Origin of the sequence: Pseudomonas kairouanensis (assembly GCF_004682055.1) — a bacterium.
In the GTDB taxonomy this organism is placed as follows: Bacteria; Pseudomonadota; Gammaproteobacteria; order Pseudomonadales; family Pseudomonadaceae; genus Aquipseudomonas; species Aquipseudomonas kairouanensis.
In genome coordinates this window covers 147,672-172,919 of the sequence record NZ_QUZU01000010.1, presented here as the reverse complement: position 1 = coordinate 172,919, position 25,248 = coordinate 147,672, and the positions used below count along the sequence as shown (strand labels likewise).

Below are 25,248 nucleotides of genomic sequence, written 5' to 3'. Positions count from 1 at the left end.
CTGTGGATGCGTTCCTTGAAGCGGGCTTTCTCAACGCCGCGCGCAGTTTCGAGGCCGGTGGCATGCAGTTGCCTACACTGTTGTCCCAGGCCTGTTTTGCGCACTTCCAGTCGGCCAACGCCGCATCTACGTCCTATCCGTTCTTGACCATGGGCGCTGCCAACCTCATCGAAAGCTTTGGCACCGAGGAGCAGAAACAACGCTTCCTGCAACCGATGATCGACGGCCGCTTCTTCGGCACCATGGCCCTGACCGAACCCCACGCGGGTTCATCACTGTCGGATATTCGTACACGGGCAGAGCCTGCGGCTGACGGCACCTATCGACTCAAGGGCAACAAGATCTTCATCTCTGGCGGCGACCACCCACTGTCGGAAAACATCGTGCACATGGTGCTGGCCAAGCTGCCGGACGCCCCCGCTGGCGTGAAGGGCATCTCGCTGTTTATCGTGCCCAAGTTCCTGGTCAACGACGATGGCAGCCTGGGCGAGCGCAACGACGTGTTGCTGGCCGGGCTGTTCCACAAGATGGGCTGGCGCGGCACCACGTCCACAGCCTTGAACTTCGGCGATAACGGCAACTGTGTGGGCTATCTGGTCGGCAAACCGCACCAAGGCCTGAGTTGCATGTTCCAGATGATGAACGAAGCGCGCATCGGTGTGGGCATGGGCGCGGTGATGCTGGGTTACACCGGTTATCTGTATTCGCTGGAGTACGCCCGCGAACGCCCTCAAGGCCGCCTGCCCGATAGCAAAGATCCCACAACTGCACCGGTCTCGATCATCCAGCACGCCGACATCAAGCGCATGCTGCTCACGCAGAAATCCTACGTCGAAGGTGCCTTTGACCTCGGCCTGTACGCCGCACGCTTGTTCGACGACACCACCACCCTGGAAGACGAAGCCCAGCGCAAGCAAGCCCACGAACTGCTGGACCTGCTCACCCCCATCGTCAAATCCTGGCCCTCGGAGTTTTGCCTCAAGGCGAACGAATTGGCCATCCAGATCCTCGGCGGCCATGGCTATACCCGCGAATACCCGGTGGAGCAGTACTACCGCGACAACCGCCTCAACCCGATCCATGAAGGCACCCACGGCATCCAGTCCCTGGATTTGCTCGGGCGCAAACTGGCGCAGAATGGCGGCGCAGGCTTGAAGCAACTCATCAGACTCATCGCCGAAACCGGCGCCCGCGCGCAGCCATACCCGAGCCTTACCGCGCTGAGGGAACCGCTGGAACAGCTGGTCAACCGTCTGCAAACCGTCACCATTGGCCTGCTGACGGATCTGGCCCAAGGCAAGGTCAACAGCAGCCTGGCGAACTCGGCGCTGTACCTGAAGGTATTCGGGCATACGGTGATTGGCTGGCGCTGGCTGGAACAGGCGATTCGCGCCGAAGAAGGGCTGGCCAAAGGGGCAGCGGCCGATGTGGCCTTCTATAAGGGCAAGCTCCAGGCCGCCCGCTACTTCCTGACCTGGGAAGTACCGAGCTGCCATCATGAACTTGCGATTCTGGAGGCACGCGATGATACGTGCCTGGGGATGCAGGATGAGTGGTTCTAATCGAGTTTGGTTATAAACGAAGCAATCACAATGATGTAACGCGCTACATAACTGTGACTTTTCACAGTTATGGAAGGCCTTTTGTGTGGGTAGTGTTCAAAGCTTGGAAAGCGATCAATTCAACCGCTTCCAGACTTGCAAACTCTCCCTACCCAAAAGGCTTCGACATGAAAACCGCAGCGAAAATCCTACTAGTCAACAAGAACGGCCAGCCACGTACTGATGTGACGCTTGACGAAGGCGTCCTTCATTTGAACAAAGGCGATCAATTGCATGTACTAGGCCAGACGAGCACCGTGGTCAGAAAAGACCTGGTCTATAAAAGCAACAACCAATACGAACTTCATGTTGTATACGAGTAGCATGCCCGCGTCGTGAGGTATCAATCCCCCTGCCCCATCACCTTGGAAATCACCTCGACCGTGGCGCTGACTTGCTCTTGGTAACGGTCGAGTTCCTCTTGGTGCGCCTGCTGCATTTCGATCTGCTCGGCGCACAGGTTCAGCGCCGCCAGCACCAGTAGCTTGTCCCCAATCAGCGTCGGGTACTTTTTCTTGGTGGTGGCCAGGGAGGCCTTGAGCATGGTCACGGCGTGCATCAGGGTCTTGTCTTCCCCGGCTGGCGCCTTGATCGAGTAATCCTCTCCGAGAATCGAAACGACCTTTATCCCTTCATTCATGCGCCGACAGGACCTGCGCTCACACGCTCAACCAACGCTTGAATGCGAGCAGCGGTGGCGCCGTTCTTTTCTTCCTGTTCCATGAGGTTCAGTTGCAGGCTGTCGTTCTCATCCTTGGCGCGAGCCAGTTCGACCTTGAGGGATTCATTGCTGCCCAATAGGTCTTGATTCTGCTGTACCAGGTCGCTGACCAGTTGTTCCAATTGGCTGAGGGATGCTTCTAACATTTTGATTTCTCGGGCTTTTTCAAAGGGCGGTGACGATAAAGAAAATTCACCTCGGATGCCAGGGTTATCCCCGGCGCGCAGCCCGTTTTTTAAGGGCCGAGCCGCACTTTCGAGCCTTAGTGACTGCAATTCCCCGATCTGGTTCCTGAATCCGTTAAACCCCTCGTCAGATGCGACAAAAACGCACAGGCCCCTTTAGACTTTAGTCGTACGACCGATAGAGAGGCACACCCCGTCTCCTGACCGCACGGATCGCGCTTCTCCCAAGGTTTCCCGCATGTCCCTTCGTAATATGAATATCGCGCCGCGCGCCTTTCTTGGCTTCGCGTTTATCGGCGCGCTCATGTTGTTTCTCGGTGTGTTCGCCCTGAACCAGATGAGCAAGATCCGTGGCGCCGCCGAAGACATCACCCTGTCCAGCGTGCCCAGCATCCGTGCCCTGGACGAGTTCACCCAGCTGACCCTGCGCCTGCGCGTGTTGTCGTACCGCCTGCTGACCAACCGCGAACCGGACGTACAGCAAAAGACCCTGGAAACCTTCGAACTGCGCGACCAGCAGATCCGTGCCGCCCAGGCCATCTACGAGAAGCTGATCGACAGCCGCGAAGAGCGCGCTGCCTACGACGAATACGTCAGCCTGCTCGGCCAGTACCGCCAGATTGAAGCGCGCATGAAGAGCCTGTCCCAGGCCAACCAGGTGGAAGCCTTGCGTGCGCTGGTCAATACCGAACTGCTGAGCAATTCCGAGCAGGTCAATGCGGTGCTGGCACGCCTGCTGGACATCAACAACAAAATGGCCCTGGTGACCAACCAAGAGGCCAAGGACCAATATGACCTGGCCTTCAAGCTGGTGGTGGGCCTGCTGATAGTCGCCACCGCACTGACGGTGCTGTTCGCCTGGTTGCTGACCCGCAGCATCACTGTGCCGATTTCCCAGGCCCTGGAAGCCGCCGAGGAAGTCGCCGAAGGCAACCTGACGCGTCCGATCAAGGTTGATGGCAACGATGAAGCCGGGCGCCTGCTGGCCGCCATGGCCAAGATGCAGGACAAGCTGCGCGATACCCTGCAACGCATCGCCGGCTCCGCCACTCAGTTGGCCTCGGCCGCCGAAGAGCTGAATGCCGTCACCGACGAAAGCGCTCGGGGCCTGACCCAGCAAAACAACGAAATCGAACAAGCCGCCACCGCCGTCAACGAGATGACCAGCGCCGTGGAAGAAGTGGCGCGCAATGCCGTGAGCACGTCCGAAGCCTCGCGCAACGCCACCACCTCTGCCGGTGACGGCCGCGATTTGGTACAGGAAACCGTCAGCGCCATCGAACGCATGAGCGGTGACGTGCAGGCCACTGCCACCTTGATTGGCGACCTGGCCACTGAGTCCCGTGACATCGGCAAGGTGCTGGATGTGATTCGCGGCCTGGCTGACCAGACCAACCTGCTGGCCCTCAACGCGGCCATTGAAGCCGCGCGTGCCGGTGAGGCCGGCCGTGGCTTTGCCGTGGTGGCCGACGAGGTGCGGGCCCTGGCCCACCGTACCCAGCAGTCCACCAGCGAGATCGAGCGGATGATCGGCAGCATCCAGGCAGGCACCGAGCATGCAGTGGATTCGATGCGCAACAGCACCGAGCGGGCGGAATCGACGTTGAACATCGCCAAAGGTGCAGGATTGTCGCTGGACACCATCAACACCGCGATTGTGGAAATCAACGAACGCAACCTGGTGATCGCCAGCGCAGCGGAAGAGCAGGCGCAAGTGGCGCGGGAAGTGGACCGCAACCTGGTGAACATTCGGGATCTGTCGGTGCAATCGGCGACGGGTGCCAGCCAGACCAGTGTGGCAAGCAATGAGCTGTCGCGCTTGGCGGTGGATTTGAATGGGATGGTCGGCCGTTTCCGCCTCTAACTGACACACCTCGGTCAAAAATGTGGGAGCGGGCTTGCTCGCGAATGCGGTGTATCAGTCGCCAAGTGTATTGGCTTCATACCGCTTTCGCGAGCAAGCCCGCTCCCACATTAGATCTATGCCAACCTGCAAAAGCTTTTTGACAGCACAGCAATTCAACAGGTTAGAATCGCTGGCACGCAGACTGCATGGTCAGTTTGCGCCCCGTCTTGTTTGCTCATGGAGTACTGCCTTTGAATGCGACGACCATCAACAGCCTGTTCTTGATCGGCGCGTTGCTGGTGAGTGCGAGCATTCTGGTGAGTTCCCTTTCGTCCCGCCTTGGCATCCCGATCCTGGTGATCATCCTGGCCGTGGGCATGGTTGCCGGCGTCGATGGCGGCGGCATCATCTTCGATAACTACCCGACCGCCTACCTGGTGGGCAACCTCGCACTGGCGGTGATCCTGCTGGACGGCGGCTTGCGCACACGGGTGGCGAGTTTCCGCGTGGCACTGTGGCCGGCGTTGTCGCTGGCCACGGTGGGGGTGTTGATTACCACCGGCCTCACCGGCATGGCGGCGGCCTGGCTGTTTGACCTCAATATCATCCAAGGTTTGCTGATTGGCGCGATTGTCGGCTCCACCGACGCCGCAGCGGTGTTCTCGCTGCTGGGCGGCAAGGGCCTGAACGAACGGGTCACTGCCAGCCTGGAAATCGAATCCGGCAGCAACGACCCGATGGCGGTGTTCCTCACCGTCACCCTGATCGACATGCTCGCCAGCGGCCAGACCGGCCTGCACTGGAGCCTGCTGACCCACCTGGTGCGCGAGTTCGGCATCGGCGGCGTGGTCGGCCTGGGTGGTGGTTGGTTGATGCTGCAGATGGTCAACCGTATCAACCTGGCCACCGGCCTGTACCCCATCCTGGTGATCGCCGGCGGCCTGTTCGTGTTCGCCGTGACCAACGCCCTGCACGGCAGCGGCTTCCTCGCCGTGTACCTGTGCGGCCTGGTGATCGGCAACCGCCCGGTGCGCAGCCGTCATGGCATTTTGCATATGCTCGACGGCATGGCCTGGCTGGCGCAGATCGGCATGTTCCTGGTGCTGGGCCTGTTGGTCACGCCCCATGATTTGCTGCCGATTGCCTTGCCAGCCCTGGGCCTGGCGCTGTGGATGATCCTGTTTGCGCGGCCGCTGTCGGTGGTGGTCGGGCTGCTGCCGTTCAAAGCGTTCCACGGTCGCGAAAAAGCCTTTATCGCTTGGGTTGGCCTGCGCGGCGCGGTACCGATCATCCTCGCGGTGTTCCCGCTGATGGCCGGCCTGCCCCATGCGCAGCTGTACTTCAACCTGGCGTTCTTTATCGTGCTGGTCTCGCTGCTGGTGCAGGGCACCAGCCTGCCGTGGGTGGCCAAGCTGCTCAAGGTGACCGTACCGCCGGACCCGGCGCCGATCTCCCGCGCAGCCCTGGAAGTGCACGTCACCAGCGAGTGGGAGCTGTTCGTCTACCGCCTCGGCGCGGAAAAATGGTGCATCGGCGCCGCCCTGCGCGAGCTGAAAATGCCCGAGGGCACGCGCATTGCCGCACTGTTTCGTGGCCAGCAACTGCTCCATCCGTCGGGTAGTACGGTGCTGGAAGTGGACGATCTGCTCTGCGTGATCGGCCACGAACACAACCTGCCGGCCCTGGGCAAACTGTTCAGCCAGGCACCGCAACGCGGCCTGGACCTGCGCTTTTTCGGCGACTTCGTACTGGAAGGCGACGCCCAGCTGGGCGCGGTGTCGGCCCTGTACGGCCTCAAGCTCGAAGGCATCGACCCGGACATGCCACTGAGCAGCTTCATCACCCAAAAGGTCGGCGGCGCACCTATCGTCGGCGACCAGGTGGAGTGGAACAACACCATCTGGACCGTCGCGGTCATGGACGGGAACAAGATTGGCAAAGTGGGCGTCAGATTCCCCGAAGGAAGTCGCCCGGGCCCCGGACTCTTCCTCTAAACTGCGGGGCGACGACGCCCCGATTCTTCACCTTGCAAGACCGGTCTCTATGCCAACCCTGCGCACGTTTCTCGCCACTGCCCTGCTGGGCCTGACCCTTTGTGTCGGCACCGTTCACGCCGCCGACCCGCCCAGCGCCGACGCCATCCAGCAAACCCTGGACAAGCTGCCCGACCGCAAGCTGCCCGATGCCGACATGAAGGCCTTGCAGACCATCCTGCAGCAGACCCTCACGTACCTGGGCAACAAGCAGGATTACGAGCAACGCCTGGTGGACCTCAAGCGCCAGCTGGAAGACGCCCCGCGCCAGACCGCCGACAACCAGCGCGAACTGACCCGACTCAAGGCCACCAAGATCATCCCAGTGGCTCAACGCTATGCCACCCTGCCGGTCCCGCAGCTTGAACAACTGCTTGTTCAGCGCACCACCCAGCAAGGCGACCTGCAAAAGGAACTGGCCGACGCCAACAGCCTGAGCATCGCCGCCCAGACCCGCCCCGAGCGCGCCCAGACCGAAATCAGCAGCAGCCAGTCGCGCATCCTGCAGATCAATTCGATCCTCAAGGCCGGCAAAGACAACGGCAAGGCCCTCAGCGGCGACCAGCGCAACCAACTGAACGCCGAACTGGCCGCCCTCAACGCGCTGATCCCCCTGCGCCGCCAGGAACTGGCCGGCAACAGCCAACTGCAAGACCTGGGCAACAGCCAGCACGACCTGGTGCTGGAAAAAACCGCGCGCCTTGAACAAGAGATTCAGGACCTGCAAACCCTGATCAACCAGAAGCGCCTGGCCCAGTCCCAACAAACGGTGACGCAACAGTCCATCGAAGCGCAGAAGGCTGGCGGCAGCAGCATCCTGGCCACCGAGAGCGCAGCCAACCTGAAGCTCTCCGACTACCTGCTCAAAAGCACCGACCGCCTCAACGACCTGACCCAGAAAAACCTGCAGACCAAGCAGCAACTGGACACCGTAACCCAGAGCGATGCCGCCCTGGACGAACAGATCAACGTGCTCAAGGGCAGCCTGTTGCTGTCCAAGATCCTCTACAAACAGAAGCAGGCCCTGCCGCGCCTGACGGTGGACCGCGACCTGGCGGACGATATCGCCAACATTCGCCTGTACCAGTTCGAGGTCAACCAGCAACGCGAGTTGATCAGCTCACCCAGCACCTATGTAGATAACCTGCTGGCCAACCAGTCGCCGCAAGACGTCACCCCGCAACTGCGCCGCACCCTGCTGGAACTGGCGATCACCCGCAGCGACCTGCTTGAGCGCCTGAGCCGTGAGTTGAGCGCGCTGCTCAATGAATCCATCACCCTGCAACTGAACCAGAAACAACTGCTGAGCACCGCCACCACGTTGCGCGCAACGTTGGATGAGCAGATGTTCTGGATCCCCAGCAACAAACCACTGGACACCGAGTGGCTGGAAACCGTGCCGGCGCACCTGAGCAAGCAGATCACTACCCTGCCCTGGGCCTCCAGCGTCAGCGAACTGTATGACGGCCTGACCCAGCGCCCACTGCTGTTCCTGCCTTTGCTGCTGTTGATCGGTGCGCTGTTGTGGCGGCGCAAGCACCTGTATCAGCGCCTGAACAAGGTTCACCAGGACATCGGCCACTTCAAGCGCGACAGCCAGTGGCACACACCCCAGGCCATCCTGATCAACATCCTGCTGGCAATGCCTGTGGCCCTGGGCCTGGCGCTGTGCGGCTACGCGCTGCAGATCGACGCCCGCGGGCAAAACGCCAACCTGGGGGCGGCGCTGCTGCAAATCGCCCAGGCGTGGATGGTGTTCTACACCGCCTATCGCATCCTGGCGCCCGGCGGCGTGGCGGAACTGCACTTTCGCTGGGAAAAACCCCAGGTCGAATTCCTGCAAGGCTGGGTGCGCAAGCTCGGCCTGGTGGTACTGGCCCTGGTGGCCGTGGTGGCGATCGCCGAGCACCAACCGGCGGCGCTGGCCGATGACGTGCTGGGCATCGGTGTGGTGTTGCTGTGCTACGCGCTGATGGCTTGGCTGCTGGGCCGATTGCTGCTCAACAGCCCCACCCATGAAAAAGCCTCGCTGTTCCGCAAATTCGTGGGCCTGGTGTTTACCGCTCTGCCCATCGCACTGTTTATCGCCGTGTGCTTTGGCTATTACTACACCGCGCTCAAGCTCAGCGACCGGCTGATCAACACCCTGTACCTGCTGATGTTCTGGCTGGTGATCGAAGCCACCTTCGTGCGCGGCCTAGGGGTAGCCGCACGGCGCCTGGCTTATTCGCGGGCCCTGGCCAAACGCCAGGCGGCCAAGGAGGCCGGTGAAGGCGAGACGGTGATCGAGGAACCGACTTTGGACATCGAACAGGTCAACGAGCAATCCATGCGCCTGATCCGCCTGGCCTTGCTCGGCGGCTTTATCGCAGCGCTGTACTGGGTGTGGTCGGACCTGATCTCGGTATTTTCCTACCTCGACAACGTCACCCTCTACGAATACACCAGCGGCACCGGCGCCAATATCAGCATGGTGCCCATCAGCATCGGCGACTTGCTGGGGGCGCTGATCATCGTCGGCATCACCTTTGCCCTGGCGCGCAACCTGCCGGGTTTGCTGGAGGTGTTGGTGCTGTCCAAGCTGGAGCTGGCCCAGGGCAGCGCCTATGCCATCACGACCTTGCTGTCTTACGTGATTGCCGGGTTCGGGATTGTCTCGACGCTTTCGACCCTGGGGGTCAGCTGGGACAAGTTGCAGTGGCTGGTGGCGGCGTTGTCGCTGGGTATTGGCTTCGGGATGCAGGAGATATTCGCCAACTTCATCTCCGGCATCATGATCCTGTTCGAACGTCCGGTGCGCATCGGCGACACCATCACCATCGGCAACCTGTCGGGCACGGTGAGCAAGATCCGCATCCGCGCCACCACCATCACCGACTTTGACCGCAAGGACATCATTGTCCCGAACAAAACGTTTATCACCGGGCAACTGATCAACTGGTCGCTGACCGACACCATCACCCGCGTCACGCTCAAACTTGGCGTGGACTACGGCTCCGACCTGGACCTGGTGAAGGAACTGTTGCTCAAGGCCGCGCGAGAAAACCCAAGGGTGCTCAAGGAGCCCGAGCCCCATGTGTACTTCCTCAACTTCGGCGAAAGCACCCTGGACCACGAACTGCGCATGCACGTACGCGACCTGGGTGACCGCAACCCAGTGCTCGACGAGGTCAACCGCTACATCAACCGTGAATTCAAGAAGCAGCACATCAACATCTCGTTCCGGCAGATGGAGGTGTACCTCAAGAACATGCACGGCCAGGAATACAAACTGGTGGAAGTCGACTCCCCCGCCAAGCCCGCCAACGACGGCGGCGTGCAAGAGCCGCCACCGAGCAAACTCGACTAACCGCGCTATCCCCAGCAGAATGCTCGGACATTCTGCTGGAGATGGCCGGTGAAAGCCCTCGACGAACTGACCTTCGACAACCGCTTCGCACGCTTGGGCGACGCGTTCTCAACCCACGTACTGCCCGAACCCCTCGACGCACCGCGTCTGGTGGTGGCCAGCAATGCCGCCATGGCACTGCTCGACCTCGACCCGGCGGTGGCCGAGACGCCGGTGTTTGCCGAGCTGTTTGGCGGGCACAAACTGTGGGCCGAGGCCGAGCCACGGGCGATGGTCTATTCCGGGCACCAGTTTGGCGGCTACACCCCGCAGTTGGGGGATGGCCGTGGGTTGTTGCTGGGCGAGGTGTACAACGCGGCCGGCGAGCACTGGGACTTGCACCTCAAGGGCGCCGGGATGACGCCTTACTCACGCATGGGCGATGGTCGCGCCGTGTTGCGCTCTTCGATTCGTGAATTTCTGGCCTCTGAAGCGCTGCACGCACTGGGCATCCCCAGCAGCCGCGCGCTGTGCGTGATCGGTTCCGACACTCCGGTGTGGCGTGAGAAGCAGGAACGTGGCGCCATGGTCTTGCGCATGGCCCCCAGCCATATCCGCTTCGGGCATTTCGAATACTTCTACTACACCAAGAAGCCTGAGCAGCAGGCGCTGTTGGCCGAGCACATACTGAACCTTCACTACCCGGAATGCCGGGAACAGCCCGAGCCCTACCTGGCGATGTTCCGCGAAATCGTTGAACGCAACGCCGAGCTGATCGCCAAGTGGCAGGCCTATGGGTTCTGCCATGGGGTGATGAACACCGACAACATGTCGATTTTGGGCATCACCTTTGACTTCGGGCCGTTTGCGTTCCTGGATGACTTCGACGCGCATTTCATCTGCAACCATTCGGACCATGAAGGGCGTTATTCCTTCAGCAACCAGGTGCCGATCGGGCAGTGGAACCTGAGCGCATTGGCGCAGGCGTTGACGCCGTTTATCAGCGTAGATGCGTTAAAAGAAGCGCTGGGCCTGTACCTGCCGTTGTATCAGGCCAACTACCTGGACTTGATGCGCCGTCGGTTGGGGCTGACCACCGCCGAAGACGATGACCAACAGCTGGTGGAGCGGTTATTGAAGCTGATGCAGAACAGCGGCGTGGATTACACCCTGTTCTTCCGCCGCTTGGGGGATGAATCGGCAGCGTTGGCGGTAGCGCGGCTGCGGGATGACTTTGTCGACATGGCCGGGTTTGATGCCTGGGCTGAGCTGTACAAGGCCCGCGTTGAACGAGACGGTGATTACAGCCAGGAACAACGTCGGGAGCGCATGCATGCGGTGAACCCGCTGTACATCCTGCGCAACTACCTGGCGCAGAATGCGATCAGCGCTGCAGAATCCGGCGATTACAGCGAAGTGCGGCGACTGCATGAGGTGCTTTCCAAGCCGTTTGAGGAGCAATCGGGGATGGAGCAATACGCGCAGCGGCCGCCGGATTGGGGCAAGCATTTGGAGATTAGTTGTTCGTCCTAAGACGACGCTCACCCAGCGCCTTGACCGCAGTCAGATGAACATGTCCACCGGCACCTTGAAGAACTCCGCCAGCCAACGAATCTGCCGAACGTTGAGCTGGCGTTTTCCACTCAGTATTTCCGAGACAACCGATTGAGCGCCGACTCCAGGCAAATCACTTTGTGTCAAACCATGCTCCTGCATCATTGACCGTAATACGTCGACACCGCTCGCCTCGGGCATTGGCCAATGCTCTAAGTCATAGGCCTCAACCCAATCACCGATGATATCGACCAGCCCCATCAGCGGATGAGCTTCGTCCTCGCCAACGATGTCCAACAGTTCATCCAGCGCTGCCACCAGAACATCGTAGTCAGCCTCCGTTTTAGGCTTGCGCAGCAGAGGCGCCACAAATTGCCAATGCTCAGCTACTTGCTCGATCAATGCTGTCACTGCACTCACTCCTTCCATTTACCCTTGTCATATTCCCGATGGTCCAGCACATGCCGGATATAGAGGCGTTGCATTCGATAACGCACAACCGCAATGAGCCGCAACTTGTTGCCACCGACATTGAAGACGTGCAACGCGCCCACCTTATCCACTGCGGGAAAAACCGATCTCAACGCGGCAAAATCTTCAGGGCTGATGACTTTGACCTTCCGATACCACTCATCTAATGCACTGGCTGAATATGGCCATTTTTCCTTGGCATTTCGGATTTGCTTCGCACTGATTAATCGCATGCAACGTCCCTATCGCATCTTGCTATGAAGGTTAAACCCGAACGCTGACTATCGCAATTTGCTATAGCCTCGAACGGACCAATGGTGCTTTGTCGACCACGCCTTTACAGCCTAGATAGACAGGCGCGATCGCCACCGAAAAATCTGTGAGTATATGCAACGCCAACTTGAACTTGATAACGCTCGAAAACGACTCCAAATAAGACCTTTCTGGTCTGTTTTGTTGGAGCCCGCCATGTCCGAACCTGTCGTCATTCCCTGCCCACACTGCAACGGCCTCAACCGCATCCCCGGTGAACGCCTGGGCGATGCGCCCAAATGCGGGCGCTGCAAGCAGCCGGTTTTGTTGGGCAAGCCTTTTGAGCTGAAACAAGGCGACTACGCCAGCCAGATCAAGGGCGACTTGCCGTTGCTGGTGGACGTGTGGGCCGAGTGGTGCGGGCCGTGTAAATCGTTCGCGCCGGTGTTTGAGCAAGCGGCTGGGCAGTTGGAAGGCAAGTGCCGGTTGGCCAAGCTGGACAGCGAGGCCAATCAGCAGTTGTCGGCGCAGTTGGGGATTCGCTCGATCCCCAGCTTGATCCTGTTCAAGAATGGCCGCGAAGTGGCGCGCCAGAGTGGGGCGTTTCCATTGCCGCAGTTGATGGCCTGGTTACGCAGCCAGGGCGTGTAACCCACCCCTGAGAACAACACCTACCCGCTCCCACATTTTTTGACCGCGTTTAACCTCAGGCCAGCGGGGCTTCGCGGTCCATCATTTGGCCGACCAGCATGACGCCCAGTTCGCTTAATTGATGGATCGCCAGCGCCACGTCACGCTGTTCGCCGCTGAGGTCGTTGGACAGGTTGAGCAATAAGGTGCGCACAGAGGAGAAGGTTTCGTAGCTGTTGAGCACGAGGGTTTCGGTGGGGAGGTTGGGGGTAACGGTGAATAGCATGCTTTTCGTTCTCTGATAGGACCGCCACCTATTCGCTACTAAACGAGGGCGGCAGCTGTACGCAGGTTAGTAGACCGGGAACGAAAGCAAAACCGGCGCACCCGAAGGTGCCCTGCGCACAGCTACCATAAGATTTTGGAGCCTTGCACATGCTGTCGTCTGATTGGGCTACTAAACCCGACCACTGAGAATTCAGCGGCCCGAGAACCTTAAGAGACACCCCTCCAGACGCACAAGCCGGCGGATTCTGGCGCAGCTGTAGGCAACGATACAAGGCTCAACCCCTATTGCCAGACCCGTCCTACAGCCTCTGTGGGACAAATCCATATCCCCCTGCCGGAACGCAATAAAAAATGTGGGAGCGGGCTTGCCCGCTCCCACATTGGATTTGAGTTGTACCTTGGGCTATGCGTTTTCCAGCAGGTTATGCAATTCCACAAACTGCTGCGTCAACTTATGCCGTGGGTCCAGGTGGATCAGCGGCTTGCTCTCCTGGTGCGACTCGCGCATGCGCACCGAACTGGCCAGGTACACCGGCAATACCGGCAAACCCTCGGCAATCAACTCGTCGAGCATCTGTTGCGGCAGGCTCGCCCGGGCCTGGAACTGGTTGACCACGATGCCTTCCACTTCCAGGCCTTCGTTGTGGTCTTCCTTCAATTCTTCAATTTCAGCCAGCAGGCCGTACAGCGCTTGGCGCGAGAAACTGTCGCAATCGAAGGGGATCAATACGCGATCAGCGGCAATCAACGCCGAAACCGCGTAAAAATTCAACGCTGGCGGGGTATCCAAGTAGATCCGGTCGTAATCCTCGCTCAAATCATCCAACAGCTTTCGCAACTTGTTGATCTTGTGCTTGGCCTCAAGCTTGGGTTGCAGGTCTGCCAGTTCCGGCGTGGCGGTGATGACATGCAGGTTGTCGAACGGTGTTTCGTAGATATCCACCTTGTTCTTCTTGGAAAACGGCCCGGAAGACAGGGTTTGCTTGAAAAAGTCTGCAATCCCCATGGGGATATCGTCGCCGGTCAACCCCGTGAGGTACTGGGTTGAGTTGGCTTGTGCATCGAGGTCCACCAACAGGGTTCGATAGCCTTCGCTGGCGCTGACCGCCGCCAGGTTGCAGGCGATGCTGGACTTGCCCACGCCGCCTTTCTGATTGAACACCACACGCCGCATGGAAAAACCTCCGTGTATCAATGAATGTCCGAGTGTAGAGGGCAAAAGCGCCTGTTAGCTACCTCGTTCATCCATGCATTGCTGCATCACAAGCCGTCGGCGCTTTGGCTGTCGTACGCCACCGACAAATTAAACAGAACGGTCCGACAATCCAATTCAGGCCTGTGTAACCGACAATCCCTCTCCCTTCGCAACCATTTTGTAATCAGCCGTGAACAATTCTTTACCAAAGTTTGCTAGAAGCCCACGGCACCGGGATAATGCGCGCCATTCGGCGGTTGCTCCCTGTCCCGGTATTCGGGGCCAACAGCCGCACATGGAAGCCCGCAGGGGCGGGATAACTTCTCAGTGATCACTTTCAACATCGCCCAATGGCGTGCCTGGGCCCCTGGGCTCGAAAGCGCGGACGACTGGCAGGCCTGGTGCCAGGACCCGGTGTTGCCGCCTGCAAGCGAAGCCGCCCCCGACGTCTCCTTTTTGCCCGCCATGCAACGCCGCCGCCTCAGCCGCCTGGCGCGCATGGCGTTCAGTGTGGGCTGGCCGCTGGCCGAAGGCCTTGAGGACCTGCCGCTGGTGTTTATCTCCCGGCATGGCGAAACCCCGCGCACCCTCGACATCCTCAGCGACCTGGCCAACGACCAGCCCCTGTCGCCAACCCAGTTCAGCCTGTCGGTGCACAACGCCGTGATCGGCCTGTGGTCGATCCTGCGCAATGAAACCGCCGAAATGACCGCCCTCGCAGCTGCCGGCGACGGCCTGGAACACGGCATGCTCGAAGCGGCCGCATTGTTGAACGAAGGCGCGCCGGCCGTGTTGCTGGTGATCACCGAAGAACAGCCGCCCGAGGCCTACGCCAGCTGGATCCATGATGTGCCGTTCCCTTATGCCCTCGGCCTGTTGCTGACACCGGGCGACGAGTGGCAGCTGGAATTGAGCGCGGGCACTGTCCAACCCTCTCAAACCCAATGGCCCCACGCCCTGAACCTGCTGCGCGCCCTGCTCAGCCAGCAGGCTACCTGCCAACATGCCTGGAAGAATCGCGTATGGAACTGGCAACGCAAGCCGTGACCGACAAGCCTCGGGACGCCTACTACTGGCGCCTGTTCGCCACCGCCGCCAGCTTCTTCGTGTTCGGTGTGGGCGGGCTGTGCCTGCGTTTGCTGGTGTTTCCGCTGCTCAGCTGCCTGCCGGGCAGTGCCGACGCACACCGGCGCCGTGCGCGCCACACCATCAGCAAGCTGTTCTGGTTCTTTATCCGCCTGATGCAACGCTTTGGCGTGCTCACCTACAGCGTCGAAGGCGCCGAGAAACTCGGGCGCCCTGGCCAGATGATCGTTGCCAACCACCCGTCGCTGATCGACGTGGTGTTTTTGATCGGCCTGATGCGCCAGACCAACTGCGTGGTCAAGCAGAGCCTGTTCCAGAACCCGTTCATGCGCGGGCCTGTGCGTGATGCGGGCTATATCAGCAACGACGGCAGCGCCGACATGCTCGACGCCGCCGCCAACGCCCTGCGCGAAGGCCAGACCCTGATCATCTTTCCCGAAGGCACCCGCACCACTCCGGGCGCTGCGCCTGCCTTTCATCGCGGGGGCGCCGCCATTGCACTGCGGGGTGCGACAATCCTGACCCCGGTAGTGATCAAGGTCAGTCCGACCACACTGACCAAAGCCGAGCCCTGGTATCGCATCCCAAAATGCCGCTTTCACTTCAGTTTGCGCGTGGGTGCCGATATAGAACCACAGGCGTTCGCAACATTGGGGCCCGCACCCCAGGCCTCACGCAAGCTCAACGATTACCTGCACCACTATTTTATTAAGGAGCTCGCCGAAGATGAGCGACCAACACCGCCTTGAGCACGACATAAAGGCACTGATCATCGAGGCCCTGGGCCTGGAAGACATCAGTGCCGACGACATTGGCAGCGACCAGACCCTGTTCGGCGAAGGCCTCGGCCTGGATTCGGTAGACGCCCTGGAATTGGGCCTGGCGATCCAGAAAAAGTACGGCATCAAGATAGATGCCGACGCCAAGGACACCCGCAATCACTTCACCAACGTGGCCAGCCTTGCGGCGTTCGTCACGGCCCGACAGGCAGCCTGAGACCGTACCATGCAAACTCGTGACGATATTTTCAACACCCTGCGCGACGCCTTGGTGGAACTGTTTGAATTGCCGCCGGAACGCGTCACCCTTGACGCCAACCTGTACCAGGACCTGGAAATCGACAGCATCGATGCCGTGGACCTGATCGACCATATCAAGCGCCAGACCGGCAAGAAGATCGCCGCCGAAGAATTCAAGGCCGTGCGCACCGTCAACGACGTGGTTGAGGCGGTGTACCGTCTGGTCCAGCCTGCCGCATGAGCCGGCTGATCGGCCTTGGCCTGTTGTTGGCGGGGCTGCTGTACCCCTTTGCGGTGTATTACGGCACCGAGCACTTCGCTCCCTGGCAATTCGGCCTGCTGCTGGGCAGCCTTTGGCTGTTGCGCGCACTCACCGGCGCACGCCGCCCCGGTAGCCGTTGGATGGCGTTGGCGGTGATCGTGTTCTGCCTGCTGCTGGCCTGGTTCGACAACCCGCATTTGCTGCGTTGGTACCCGAGCCTGGTCAGTGCGTTCATGCTGTCGCTGTTCGGCTTGAGCCTCAAATATGGCCCGCCGATGGTGGAGCGCCTGGCGCGCATGACCGACCCCGTATTGCCACCCCACGCCATTGTGTATACCCGCCGGGTGACCGTGGTGTGGAGTGTGTTTTTTCTATGTAATGGCCTGCTCGCCGCCGCCCTCACGCTGTGGGCGCCGCTGAGCTGGTGGACGTTGTACAACGGCCTGATCGCCTACGGGCTGATGGGGCTGTTGTTTGCCGTGGAATGGCTGGTACGACAAAGGGTTCGAGGCCGCGTATGAAAGGGTTGAAACTTGAGCACTTGCTGCTTGAGCCGCTGCAACAGCGTTTGGTCACCACTGAACCTGAGATGAACCACCCACAGATGTGGGAGCAATCCCTGAGCCTGGCGGCAGGCCTGCAAGCGCGCGGCATCCAGCGCCTGGCGGTGCACCTGGAAGACGCAGGCCTGCTGGCGATTGCCTTGCTGGGCGCCTGGCGGGCCGGGGTGGGCGTGCTGCTGCCCGCCGACCTGCAACCCCAGACCCGTCAACGCTGGGACGCTGCCGTTGACGCCTGGTTGACCGAGGCGGCGGACCTTGACGCGTTGTATCAGTCGCCGTTGAGCGCTGCCGCGCTGGACCTGGACGCCTGCCAACTGAGCCTGTGCACCTCCGGCTCCAGCGGCGAGCCCAAGCGTATCGACAAGACCCTGCGCCAGTTGGCCAACGAAGTCGAGGCCCTGGAAACCTTGTGGGGCCCGGACCTCAACGACGCCTGCATCATCGGCAGCGTCGCCACCCAACACATCTACGGCTTGCTGTTCCGCGTACTGTGGCCGCTGTGCGCCGGACGCACCTTTGTGCGCAAGCAACTGGCCTTTCCCGAAGACTTGCAGCGCGCCAGCCGCGAGCATGGGCAGTTCGCCTGGGTCGCCAGCCCGGCGCTGCTCAAGCGCATGGGTGACAACCTCGACTGGCCCGCACTGAGCCAGGTATCCCGAGTGTTTTCTTCCGGTGGCGCCCTGCCCATCGAGGCCGCCGGGGAGCTTTACGATCGTCTGCAACAATGGCCCACAGAAATTCTCGGCAGTTCGGAAACCGGCGGCATCGCCTGGCGCCAGGGTGCGCAGCCTTGGCAGCCGTTTGCCGATGTGGTGCTCAGCCAAGACGCCGACGGCGCCCTGCGCATCGCCTCGCCGTACCTGCCTGCCGGCCATATCGAACAAACCGCCGACGCGGCGCGTATCCATGCCGATGGCCGCTTCGAACTGCTCGGCCGTCTCGACCGCATCGTCAAGCTCGAAGAAAAACGCATCTCCCTGCCCATGCTGGAACAAGCCCTGATGGCCCACCCCTGGGTCGCCGAAACCCGCCTGGGAGTGGTACAGGAAAACCGCGCGTCCCTCGGCGCCCTGGTGGTGCTGAGCGCCGATGGCCTGCATGCCTTGCGCAACCAGGGCCGACGCACGCTGACCCAAACCCTGCGCCAGCACCTGAGCCAACACTGCGAAGCCCTGGCCCTGCCCCGTCGCTGGCGTTTGCTGCGGCAACTGCCCCTGAACAGCCAAGGCAAACTGCCCCAGGCCCAAGTCGAGGCGCTGTTGTTGGCACCACGACCCAAAGCTGCGGAAGTACTGGAACAGGTTGAAGCCGATGGCGAGTGGACGTTGCAACTGAGCATCCCGCCGGACCTGGCCTACTTCAGCGGCCACTTCCCCGTCACGCCGGTGCTGCCGGGGGTGGTGCAAGTGGAATGGGCGTTCAACCTGGGCCAACAGTTGCTCGATTTGCCCGCCACTTTTGCCGGGATGGAAGTCCTCAAGTTCCAACAACTGGTAAGACCGGGCGATCGGGTCGAACTGCACCTGCGTTTCGACCAGGAGCGCGGCAAGCTGTACTTTGCCTATCGCAATGGCGTCGCGGCGTGCTCCAGCGGTCGCATCCTGTTGGAGCAGGCGCATGCATAACCCCTGCGCCCTGATCCCGGTCTACAACCACGAAGCGGCCGTGCCCGCCGTGGTGCAAAGCCTGCTTAACAGCGGCCTGCCGTGCCTGTTGGTAGACGACGGCAGCAGCCCGGCCTGCGCAGCGGTGCTGGCGCAACTGGCTACCCAAGACAACGTCACCCTGCTCACCCTGCCCACCAACCAGGGCAAGGGCGGGGCCGTGATGGCCGGTTTTCGCGAAGCCGCACGCCTGGGGTTTACCCACGCCCTGCAAGTGGACGCCGACGGCCAGCATGACCTGCGCGACGTCGCCAGTTTCCTCGCCGCGTCCCGCACGCACCCCAATGCGATCATCTGCGGCTACCCCGAATACGACGACAGCGTGCCCAAGGGCCGCCTGTACGCCCGCTACCTGACCCACGTATGGGTGTGGATCAACACCCTGTCGCTGCAGATCCGCGACTCGATGTGCGGCTTTCGCGTGTACCCACTGGCACCGGTGCTGGCACTGATGGACTCGGCTTATATCGGCACACGCATGGATTTCGACTCCGACATCCTCGTGCGCCTGGCCTGGCGCAACCAGCCGATGCGCTGGCTGCCGACGCGGGTGCATTACCCTGCCGATGGCCTGTCGCACTTTCGTCTGTTTCGCGACAACGTACGCATCTCGGCCATGCACACCCGGTTGTTCTTCGGCATGCTGGTGCGTGCGCCCATGATCCTGTGGCGACGGTGGCAGGCATGAGCGACAGCACCAAGCACTGGGCCGACCGCGAGGAGCGCGGCAGTTATTGGCTGATGAAACTCACCGCGTTCGCCGCCAAGGTGCTTGGCCGACGCCTGTTGAGCCCGGTGCTGTATGGCATCGTGCTGTACTTTTTCCTGTTCGGCCGCACGGCACGCCAGAGCGCCTGGCAATACCAGCAGCGCCTGGCCGACTGGAGCGGGCGCGATGAACTGCGCCCCTCCCACCGCAGGGTCTTCGGCCAGTTCATGGCCTTTGCCGACTCCCTGCTCGACAAGCTCGACGTGTGGAACGGCAAGCTGCGCCTGGAACAGATCGAAATCAACGACCCGGCGAAGCTGCGCGGGCAACTGCGCGGCGAACGCGGGCAGATGCTGGTGGGCGCGCACCTGGGCAACCTGGAAGTGTGCCGTGCCCTCGCCGAGATTGGCGAGCAGGTCACCATGAACGTGCTGGTGCACACCAAGCACGCCGAGCAATTCAACCGCCTGCTGGGCGAAGCCGGGGCGACCCACTTGCGCCTGATTCAGGTCAGCGAACTGGACCCGGCCACCATGCTGCTGCTCAGCCAGCGCCTGGACGACGGCGAGTGGCTGGCCATTGCCGGTGACCGCGTGCCGCTGCATGGCGGGCGCACGGTGCGAGTGGATTTTCTCGGCCATGACGCGGCCTTTCCCCAAGGCCCATGGCTGCTGGCCGGTCTGCTCAAGTGCCCGGTGAACCTGCTGATGTGCCTCAAGCACAAAAGCCGCTATCGCCTGACCATCGAGCCGTTCACGCCGCTGATCGAGTGGAAACGTAATACCCGCGAGCAGGTCATAGCCCTGTGGACCGCGCGCTACGCCGCACGCCTGGGCCAGTTCTGCCTGGAAGCGCCCCAACAATGGTTCAACTTTTACCCTTTCTGGAAGACCGATGACGACGCATCTTGAGCCGGTAACCTTTGGCGAACGCCCTTTGCGCATCGAAGACGTGCTGGCCCTGGCCAACCGTCAGGCGCCTACCCAATTGCAGGACGATGCCGCCTATCGCCAGCGCATCGCCAAGGGCGCGCAGTTCCTCGACTCGCTGCTGGACAAGGAAGGCGTGATCTACGGCGTGACCACCGGCTACGGCGACTCCTGCGTGGTGGCGGTGCCGTTGCAGCACGTTGAAGCGCTGCCCTGTCATCTGTACACCTTCCACGGTTGCGGCTTGGGCAAGTTGCTCGACGCCCAAGCCACCCGTGCGGTGCTGGCGGCGCGTTTGCAGTCGCTGTGCCACGGCGTGTCCGGCGTGCGCGTGGAGCTGCTGGAGCGCCTGCACGCGTTCCTCGAACACGACGTGCTGCCGCTGATCCCGGAAGAAGGCTCGGTGGGCGCCAGCGGCGACCTGACGCCGCTGTCCTACGTGGCCGCCACCTTGTCCGGCGAACGCGAAGTGATGTTCCGTGGCGAACGTCGCCAGGCCGCCGATGTGCACCGTGAGCTGGGTTGGGACCCGCTGATCTTGCGCCCCAAGGAAGCCCTGGCCCTGATGAACGGCACCGCCGTGATGACCGGCCTTGCCTGCCTGGCGTTCGCCCGCGCCGACTACCTGCTGCAACTGGCCACGCGCATCACCGCACTGAACGTGGTGGCGCTGCAAGGCAACCCGGAACACTTCGACGAGCGCCTGTTCGCCGCCAAGCCGCACCCAGGGCAGATGCAAGTCGCCGCCTGGCTGCGCAAGGACTTGGCCATCGATGCGCCCACCGCGCCGCTGCATCGCCTGCAAGACCGCTACTCGCTGCGTTGCGCGCCCCACGTCCTCGGCGTGCTGGCCGACAGCCTGAACTGGCTGCGTTCGTTCATCGAGATCGAACTGAACAGCGCCAACGACAACCCGATCATCGACGCCGAGGAAGAACGCGTACTGCACGGCGGCCACTTCTACGGCGGCCACATCGCGTTTGCCATGGACAGCCTCAAGACCCTGGTGGCCAACGTCGCCGACCTGCTCGACCGCCAGCTCGCACTGCTGGTGGATGTGCGCTACAACCACGGCTTGCCGAGCAACCTGTCCGGCGCCCCTGCCGATCGCGCGATGATCAACCACGGCTTCAAGGCCGTGCAGATCGGCACCAGCGCCTGGACCGCCGAAGCGCTGAAAAACACCATGCCCGCCAGCGTGTTCTCGCGTTCCACCGAATGCCATAACCAGGACAAGGTGAGCATGGGCACCATCGCCGCCCGCGATGCGATCCGCGTGCTGGAGCTGACCGAACAGGTCGCCGCCGCCACGCTGCTGGCCGCTAACCAGGGCGTGTGGCTGCGGGCCCAGGCCGAGGATGCACGGCCACTGCCGCCAGCGTTGGCGGCCATGCATGAGCAACTGGCCGAGGACTTCCCGCCGGTGATCGAAGACCGCGCCCTGGAAGGCGAACTGCGCCTGTGCCTGCAACGCATCGCCGCGCAACACTGGAGGCTGCATGCGTAGCCCCGGCGTACTGCATTGCGACACCGAAATCCTCGTGCCGTTTTTTGACGTCGACACCATGAACGTGGTGTGGCACGGGCATTACGTGAAATACCTGGAAGTAGCCCGCTGCGCGCTGCTGGACCAGATCGGGCACAACTACACGGCCATGCTCGAAGCGGGCTACGCGTGGCCGGTGATCGACATGCAACTGCGCTACGTGCGCGGCGCGGTGTTCGGCCAGACCATCAACGTGCGCGCCAGCCTGGTGGAGTGGGAGAACCGCTTGAAGGTCAACTACCTGATCACCGACCTGGCCAGCGGCGAGCGGTTGACCCGTGCCAGCACCGTGCAAGTGGCGGTAGAAATCGCCAGCCGCGAGATGCAACTGGCCTCCCCCAAAGTCTTCACCGACGCCGTAGAAAAGGCCCTGACATGAGCCCCCCTGTAGGAGCGAGCTTGCTCGCGAAAATCGCCAACGATAACGCGGGTTGCCTGGCACTCCGCAGCGCCCTAAGGTTTTTCGCGAGCAAGCTCGCTCCTACAGGGGTCGGGTTGTTGCTGAGTTTCAGTGCGCACGCTTTTGATTTGCAGCAACTCAGCGACCAGCTTGCAAAACCCTCGGTCATCCACGGCAGCTTCACCCAGGAAAAACACCTGCGTGCCCTGCCCCAGCCCCTGGTCAGCAAAGGCACCTTCGTGCTGGCCAAAGACCACGGCCTGCTGTGGCTGCTCAAAACCCCACTGCAACAGGACTACCGCATCAGCGCCCAGGGCATCGCCCGCCGTGATGCCACTGGCTGGCAATTGCTGCCCAACAAGAGCGCCGGCGCCGAGCAGAATCGCCTGTTCCTTGCCGTGCTCCAGGGCGACAGTAGCGGCTTGCAGCGCGACTTCGAACTGCAACTGCAAGGCGAAGCCAAGCAGTGGAAGCTCACGCTGATTCCCCGCTCTCTGTTGCTCAAGCAGGTGTTCACCCAAATCAATATCGACGGTGGCGACCTGGTGCACACCATCGAACTGCTGGAAACCCAGGGTGACAGCACCCTGCTGCGCATGCAGGACAGCCACGCCGACCTGCCCCTGAGCGACGCGGAGCAACACGACTTTGCCCAGTGAACGCCTGCTGCCGCGCCTGTTCCTGATCCTGCTGGTGGCCGTGCTGGCCCTGGCCGGCTGGCAGTGGCGCCATGGCGCACCACTGTCGGCCAACCTGATGGAACTGGTGCCGGGCAACACGCCGGATGCCCTTGAACTGCAAGCCGAACAGCGCATGCAGGAGCCGCTCAACCGCGAGATGCTGGTACTCGTCGGCCACACCGACCGCCAGCAAGCGGTAGCGGTGGCGCAGCAATTGGGCGAGCAATGGCAAGCCAGCGGCCTGTTTGAAAAAGTGCAGTGGAACCTGCAAGCCGACCTGCCGGCACTGCGCGAACAACTGCTGCGCGGGCGCCTGGCGATGCTGTCGGCCAAGGACCGTGAGCAACTGATCGCGCAGCCCGACGCATTTATCCAACAGCGCGTGCAAGCCCTGTTCGACCCCTTTACCGGCTTCAGCCTGGTGCCCAGCCAGGACGATTGGCTGGGCCTGACCGGACGCATCCAGAACAGCCAGCCGCAACATGGCTCGGTGCAGTTGGACATTGGCAGCGGCGCGTTGATTGCCGATGCCGATGGCAAAAGCTGGGTGCTGCTGCGGGCGCGCACCACCGGCAATGCCTTCGACATGAAACTGCCGCTGCAAGTGGCGGACCTGCTCCAGGCCAGCCGCGCGCAGGCGGCGCAACAAGGCGCGCAATTGCTCGCCGCCAGCGGCCTGCTGTACGCCGCCAATGGCCAGCAGCAAGCCACGCGGGAAATGACCTGGGTGGGCGGCGGCGCGACCGTCGGCATCCTGCTGTTGCTGTTGTTGGCGTTCCGCCGTTGGCGTGTGTTGCTGGCCTTCGTGCCCGTGCTGGTGGGCATGCTGTTCGGCGCGGTGGCCTGCGTGGCGCTGTTCGGCCATATGCATGTGATGACCCTGGTGCTGGGGTCCAGCCTGATCGGGGTGGCGGTGGATTACCCGCTGCACTACCTGTCCAAAAGCTGGAGCCTGCAGCCCTGGCGCAGTTGGCCGGCGTTGCGCATCACCTTGCCAGGGTTGAGCCTGAGCCTGGCCACCAGTTGCATCGGCTACCTGGCGCTGGCGTGGACGCCGTTCCCGGCGCTGACTCAGATCGCCGTGTTCTCCGCCGCTGGCCTGGTGGGCGCCTACCTGTGCGCCGTGTGCCTGCTGCCGGCGCTGCTCAAGGGTGTCCAGTTGCGCCCGGCGCAATGGCCACTGCGCATTGCTGAATGTTTTTGGCAGGCGCGCTTGTCGTTGCTCAAGCGCGTGCCAAGCCCGGTGCTGCTGGTGTTGCTGCTGCTGTTTTGCGCCGGCGGCCTGTGGCACTTGAACAGCAAGAACGATATTCGCCAATGGATCGGCGCGCCGCCGCAACTGCTGCAAGAAGCGCAAGCCGTGGCACGTATTACCGGGTTCCAACCCACCAGCCAGTTCTTCCTGGTGCGCGCCGAGAACCAGCAGCAGTTGCTGGAGCGCGAAAGTGCCCTGGGCCAACGCCTGGATCAACTGGTGAACATGGACAAGCTGCAGGGTTACCTGGCGCTCCACCAACTGGTCAGCCTGCCCGCCGAGCAACAACAGCTGCGCGATGCGTTGAACGTTTTACCGCAACACTGGCAACCGCTGCTGGACCTCGGCGTGCCCGCCAGCGCCCTGCAGGCGGAGGTCGCCCAACTGCAAGCGCTGCCCACCCAAGACATTGATGCTGCGTTGGCAGGGCCGATGGCCGAACCCTGGCGCACGCTGTGGCTGGGCCCGGTAGACGGCGGCGTCGCAGCGATGGTCAGCCTGCAAGGCTTGAACAACCCAGCGCTGCTGCGGGTGCAAGCATTGGATTTGCCAGGGGTCCAATTGGTGGATCGCCTGGGGGATTTGAACCGGGTGTTTGCCGACACGCAGATCAGCGCGGCCGAATTGAAGTTGATGTCGTGCGTATTGATCGTGCTGCTGCTGATCATGCCGTTTGGTTTCGGCGGTGCCCTGCGCATCGTCGCCCTGCCGTTGCTGGCGGCGCTGTGCAGCCTGGCCAGCCTGGGTTGGCTGGGCCAGCCGCTGACCCTGTTCAGCCTGTTCGGTTTGCTGCTGGTCACGGCCATCAGCGTCGATTACGCCATCTTGATGCGCGAGCAGATCGGCGGCCCGGCGGTCAGTCTTCTCGGCACGCTGCTGGCGGCGCTGACGACCTGGTTGTCGTTCGGCCTGCTGGCGGTGTCCAGCACCGCCGCCGTGAGCAATTTCGGCTTATCGGTCAGCCTGGGCCTGGCATTCAGCTTTATGCTGGCGCCCTGGGCTGGCCAACAGAAACACGCCATATGAATCGG

Annotated in this window: 24 protein-coding genes and 1 pseudogene; 19 read left to right on the top strand and 6 right to left on the bottom strand. The window is 61.8% G+C overall.

Annotated elements, in window-relative coordinates; all coding sequences use genetic code 11:
• The coding region (locus DYL59_RS11180; RefSeq protein WP_135289236.1) for an acyl-CoA dehydrogenase family protein at positions 1 to 1,562 on the top strand (1,562 nt) is incomplete at its 5' end.
• Positions 1,563 to 1,944: 382 nt separating this feature from the next.
• On the opposite strand, the gene DYL59_RS11175 is transcribed toward DYL59_RS11180, so the two are convergent.
• Positions 1,945 to 2,241, bottom strand: coding sequence for a cell division protein ZapA (locus DYL59_RS11175; RefSeq protein ID WP_135289235.1), 297 nt, complete (start codon positions 2,239 to 2,241; stop codon positions 1,945 to 1,947).
• Positions 2,238 to 2,468: a hypothetical protein gene (locus tag DYL59_RS11170; RefSeq protein WP_135289234.1), complete on the bottom strand. Its 231-nt coding sequence runs from the start codon at positions 2,466 to 2,468 to the stop codon at positions 2,238 to 2,240. Before DYL59_RS11170 ends, DYL59_RS11175 begins: the two co-directional genes overlap by 4 nt.
• 277 nt (positions 2,469 to 2,745) lie before the next feature.
• On the opposite strand from DYL59_RS11170, the pseudogene DYL59_RS32035 reads away from it, so the two are divergent.
• From DYL59_RS32035 to selO, 5 genes and pseudogenes are all read left to right on the top strand, one after another.
• Positions 2,746 to 3,468 (top strand): annotated as a pseudogene (locus DYL59_RS32035) (MCP four helix bundle domain-containing protein); the annotation flags it as partial.
• Between the two features lie 30 nt (positions 3,469 to 3,498).
• Complete coding sequence (locus DYL59_RS32030) at positions 3,499 to 4,371, top strand: methyl-accepting chemotaxis protein (protein ID WP_420359280.1); 873 nt, start codon at positions 3,499 to 3,501, stop codon at positions 4,369 to 4,371.
• A gap of 233 nt (positions 4,372 to 4,604) precedes the next feature.
• Entirely contained in the window at positions 4,605 to 6,347 is a 1,743-nt protein-coding gene (locus DYL59_RS11160; protein ID WP_135289232.1) for a potassium/proton antiporter, read from the top strand.
• Positions 6,348 to 6,396: 49 nt separating this feature from the next.
• Positions 6,397 to 9,735 (top strand): mechanosensitive channel MscK, encoded by a 3,339-nt coding sequence (mscK, locus tag DYL59_RS11155; RefSeq protein ID WP_135289231.1) that lies wholly within the window; start codon positions 6,397 to 6,399, stop codon positions 9,733 to 9,735.
• A gap of 48 nt (positions 9,736 to 9,783) precedes the next feature.
• Complete coding sequence (gene selO / locus DYL59_RS11150) at positions 9,784 to 11,247, top strand: protein adenylyltransferase SelO (RefSeq protein ID WP_135289230.1); 1,464 nt, start codon at positions 9,784 to 9,786, stop codon at positions 11,245 to 11,247.
• A gap of 30 nt (positions 11,248 to 11,277) precedes the next feature.
• On the opposite strand, the gene DYL59_RS11145 is transcribed toward selO, so the two are convergent.
• Positions 11,278 to 11,679: a helix-turn-helix domain-containing protein gene (locus DYL59_RS11145; RefSeq protein WP_135289229.1), complete on the bottom strand. Its 402-nt coding sequence runs from the start codon at positions 11,677 to 11,679 to the stop codon at positions 11,278 to 11,280.
• A 5-nt stretch (positions 11,680 to 11,684) separates the two neighbouring features.
• Complete coding sequence (locus DYL59_RS11140) at positions 11,685 to 11,972, bottom strand: type II toxin-antitoxin system HigB family toxin (protein ID WP_135289228.1); 288 nt, start codon at positions 11,970 to 11,972, stop codon at positions 11,685 to 11,687.
• 235 nt (positions 11,973 to 12,207) lie between these two features.
• Here DYL59_RS11140 and trxC point away from each other — a divergent pair, with 235 nt between their 5' ends.
• On the top strand, positions 12,208 to 12,642 hold the full coding sequence (gene trxC / locus DYL59_RS11135) for a thioredoxin TrxC (protein ID WP_135289227.1): 435 nt from the start codon (positions 12,208 to 12,210) through the stop codon (positions 12,640 to 12,642).
• A gap of 55 nt (positions 12,643 to 12,697) precedes the next feature.
• Here trxC and DYL59_RS11130 read toward each other — a convergent pair whose 3' ends face one another.
• Complete coding sequence (locus DYL59_RS11130) at positions 12,698 to 12,907, bottom strand: DUF6124 family protein (protein WP_135289226.1); 210 nt, start codon at positions 12,905 to 12,907, stop codon at positions 12,698 to 12,700.
• 405 nt (positions 12,908 to 13,312) lie between these two features.
• Entirely contained in the window at positions 13,313 to 14,083 is a 771-nt protein-coding gene (locus DYL59_RS11125; RefSeq protein WP_028615448.1) for a ParA family protein, read from the bottom strand.
• A gap of 348 nt (positions 14,084 to 14,431) precedes the next feature.
• Between DYL59_RS11125 and DYL59_RS11120 the strand changes: the two genes are divergently transcribed.
• Genes DYL59_RS11120 through DYL59_RS11065 form a run of 12 tightly spaced genes read left to right on the top strand, consistent with a single transcriptional unit; the run spans position 14,432 to position 25,243 of the window.
• Complete coding sequence (locus tag DYL59_RS11120) at positions 14,432 to 15,151, top strand: beta-ketoacyl synthase chain length factor (protein ID WP_135289225.1); 720 nt, start codon at positions 14,432 to 14,434, stop codon at positions 15,149 to 15,151.
• A complete protein-coding gene (locus DYL59_RS11115; RefSeq protein WP_135289224.1) occupies positions 15,127 to 15,939 on the top strand; it encodes a lysophospholipid acyltransferase family protein in 813 nt (270 codons plus the stop codon). Before DYL59_RS11120 ends, DYL59_RS11115 begins: the two co-directional genes overlap by 25 nt.
• Complete coding sequence (locus DYL59_RS11110; RefSeq protein ID WP_135289223.1) at positions 15,917 to 16,186, top strand: phosphopantetheine-binding protein; 270 nt, start codon at positions 15,917 to 15,919, stop codon at positions 16,184 to 16,186. Before DYL59_RS11115 ends, DYL59_RS11110 begins: the two co-directional genes overlap by 23 nt.
• Before the next feature lie 9 nt (positions 16,187 to 16,195).
• Complete coding sequence (locus DYL59_RS11105; protein WP_003187949.1) at positions 16,196 to 16,450, top strand: acyl carrier protein; 255 nt, start codon at positions 16,196 to 16,198, stop codon at positions 16,448 to 16,450.
• A complete protein-coding gene (locus DYL59_RS11100) occupies positions 16,447 to 16,992 on the top strand; it encodes a COG4648 family protein (RefSeq protein ID WP_135289222.1) in 546 nt (181 codons plus the stop codon). Before DYL59_RS11105 ends, DYL59_RS11100 begins: the two co-directional genes overlap by 4 nt.
• Positions 16,989 to 18,659, top strand: coding sequence for an acyl-CoA synthetase family protein (locus DYL59_RS11095; protein ID WP_135289221.1), 1,671 nt, complete (start codon positions 16,989 to 16,991; stop codon positions 18,657 to 18,659). Before DYL59_RS11100 ends, DYL59_RS11095 begins: the two co-directional genes overlap by 4 nt.
• Positions 18,652 to 19,386 (top strand): glycosyltransferase family 2 protein, encoded by a 735-nt coding sequence (locus DYL59_RS11090; RefSeq protein ID WP_135289220.1) that lies wholly within the window; start codon positions 18,652 to 18,654, stop codon positions 19,384 to 19,386. Before DYL59_RS11095 ends, DYL59_RS11090 begins: the two co-directional genes overlap by 8 nt.
• On the top strand, positions 19,383 to 20,318 hold the full coding sequence (locus tag DYL59_RS11085) for an LpxL/LpxP family acyltransferase (RefSeq protein ID WP_135289219.1): 936 nt from the start codon (positions 19,383 to 19,385) through the stop codon (positions 20,316 to 20,318). Before DYL59_RS11090 ends, DYL59_RS11085 begins: the two co-directional genes overlap by 4 nt.
• Positions 20,302 to 21,843 carry an HAL/PAL/TAL family ammonia-lyase gene (locus DYL59_RS11080; protein WP_135289218.1) on the top strand — a complete coding sequence of 514 codons (1,542 nt, stop codon included), beginning with the start codon at positions 20,302 to 20,304 and terminating at the stop codon, positions 21,841 to 21,843. Before DYL59_RS11085 ends, DYL59_RS11080 begins: the two co-directional genes overlap by 17 nt.
• Positions 21,836 to 22,261 (top strand): acyl-CoA thioesterase, encoded by a 426-nt coding sequence (locus DYL59_RS11075; protein WP_135289217.1) that lies wholly within the window; start codon positions 21,836 to 21,838, stop codon positions 22,259 to 22,261. The genes DYL59_RS11080 and DYL59_RS11075 overlap by 8 nt, the downstream gene beginning before the upstream one ends.
• Complete coding sequence (locus DYL59_RS11070) at positions 22,258 to 22,941, top strand: outer membrane lipoprotein carrier protein LolA (RefSeq protein ID WP_135289216.1); 684 nt, start codon at positions 22,258 to 22,260, stop codon at positions 22,939 to 22,941. Before DYL59_RS11075 ends, DYL59_RS11070 begins: the two co-directional genes overlap by 4 nt.
• Positions 22,931 to 25,243, top strand: a complete 2,313-nt coding sequence (locus DYL59_RS11065) for an MMPL family transporter (RefSeq protein ID WP_135289215.1) — start codon at positions 22,931 to 22,933, stop codon at positions 25,241 to 25,243. The genes DYL59_RS11070 and DYL59_RS11065 overlap by 11 nt, the downstream gene beginning before the upstream one ends.
• Positions 25,244 to 25,248 lie beyond the last annotated feature (5 nt).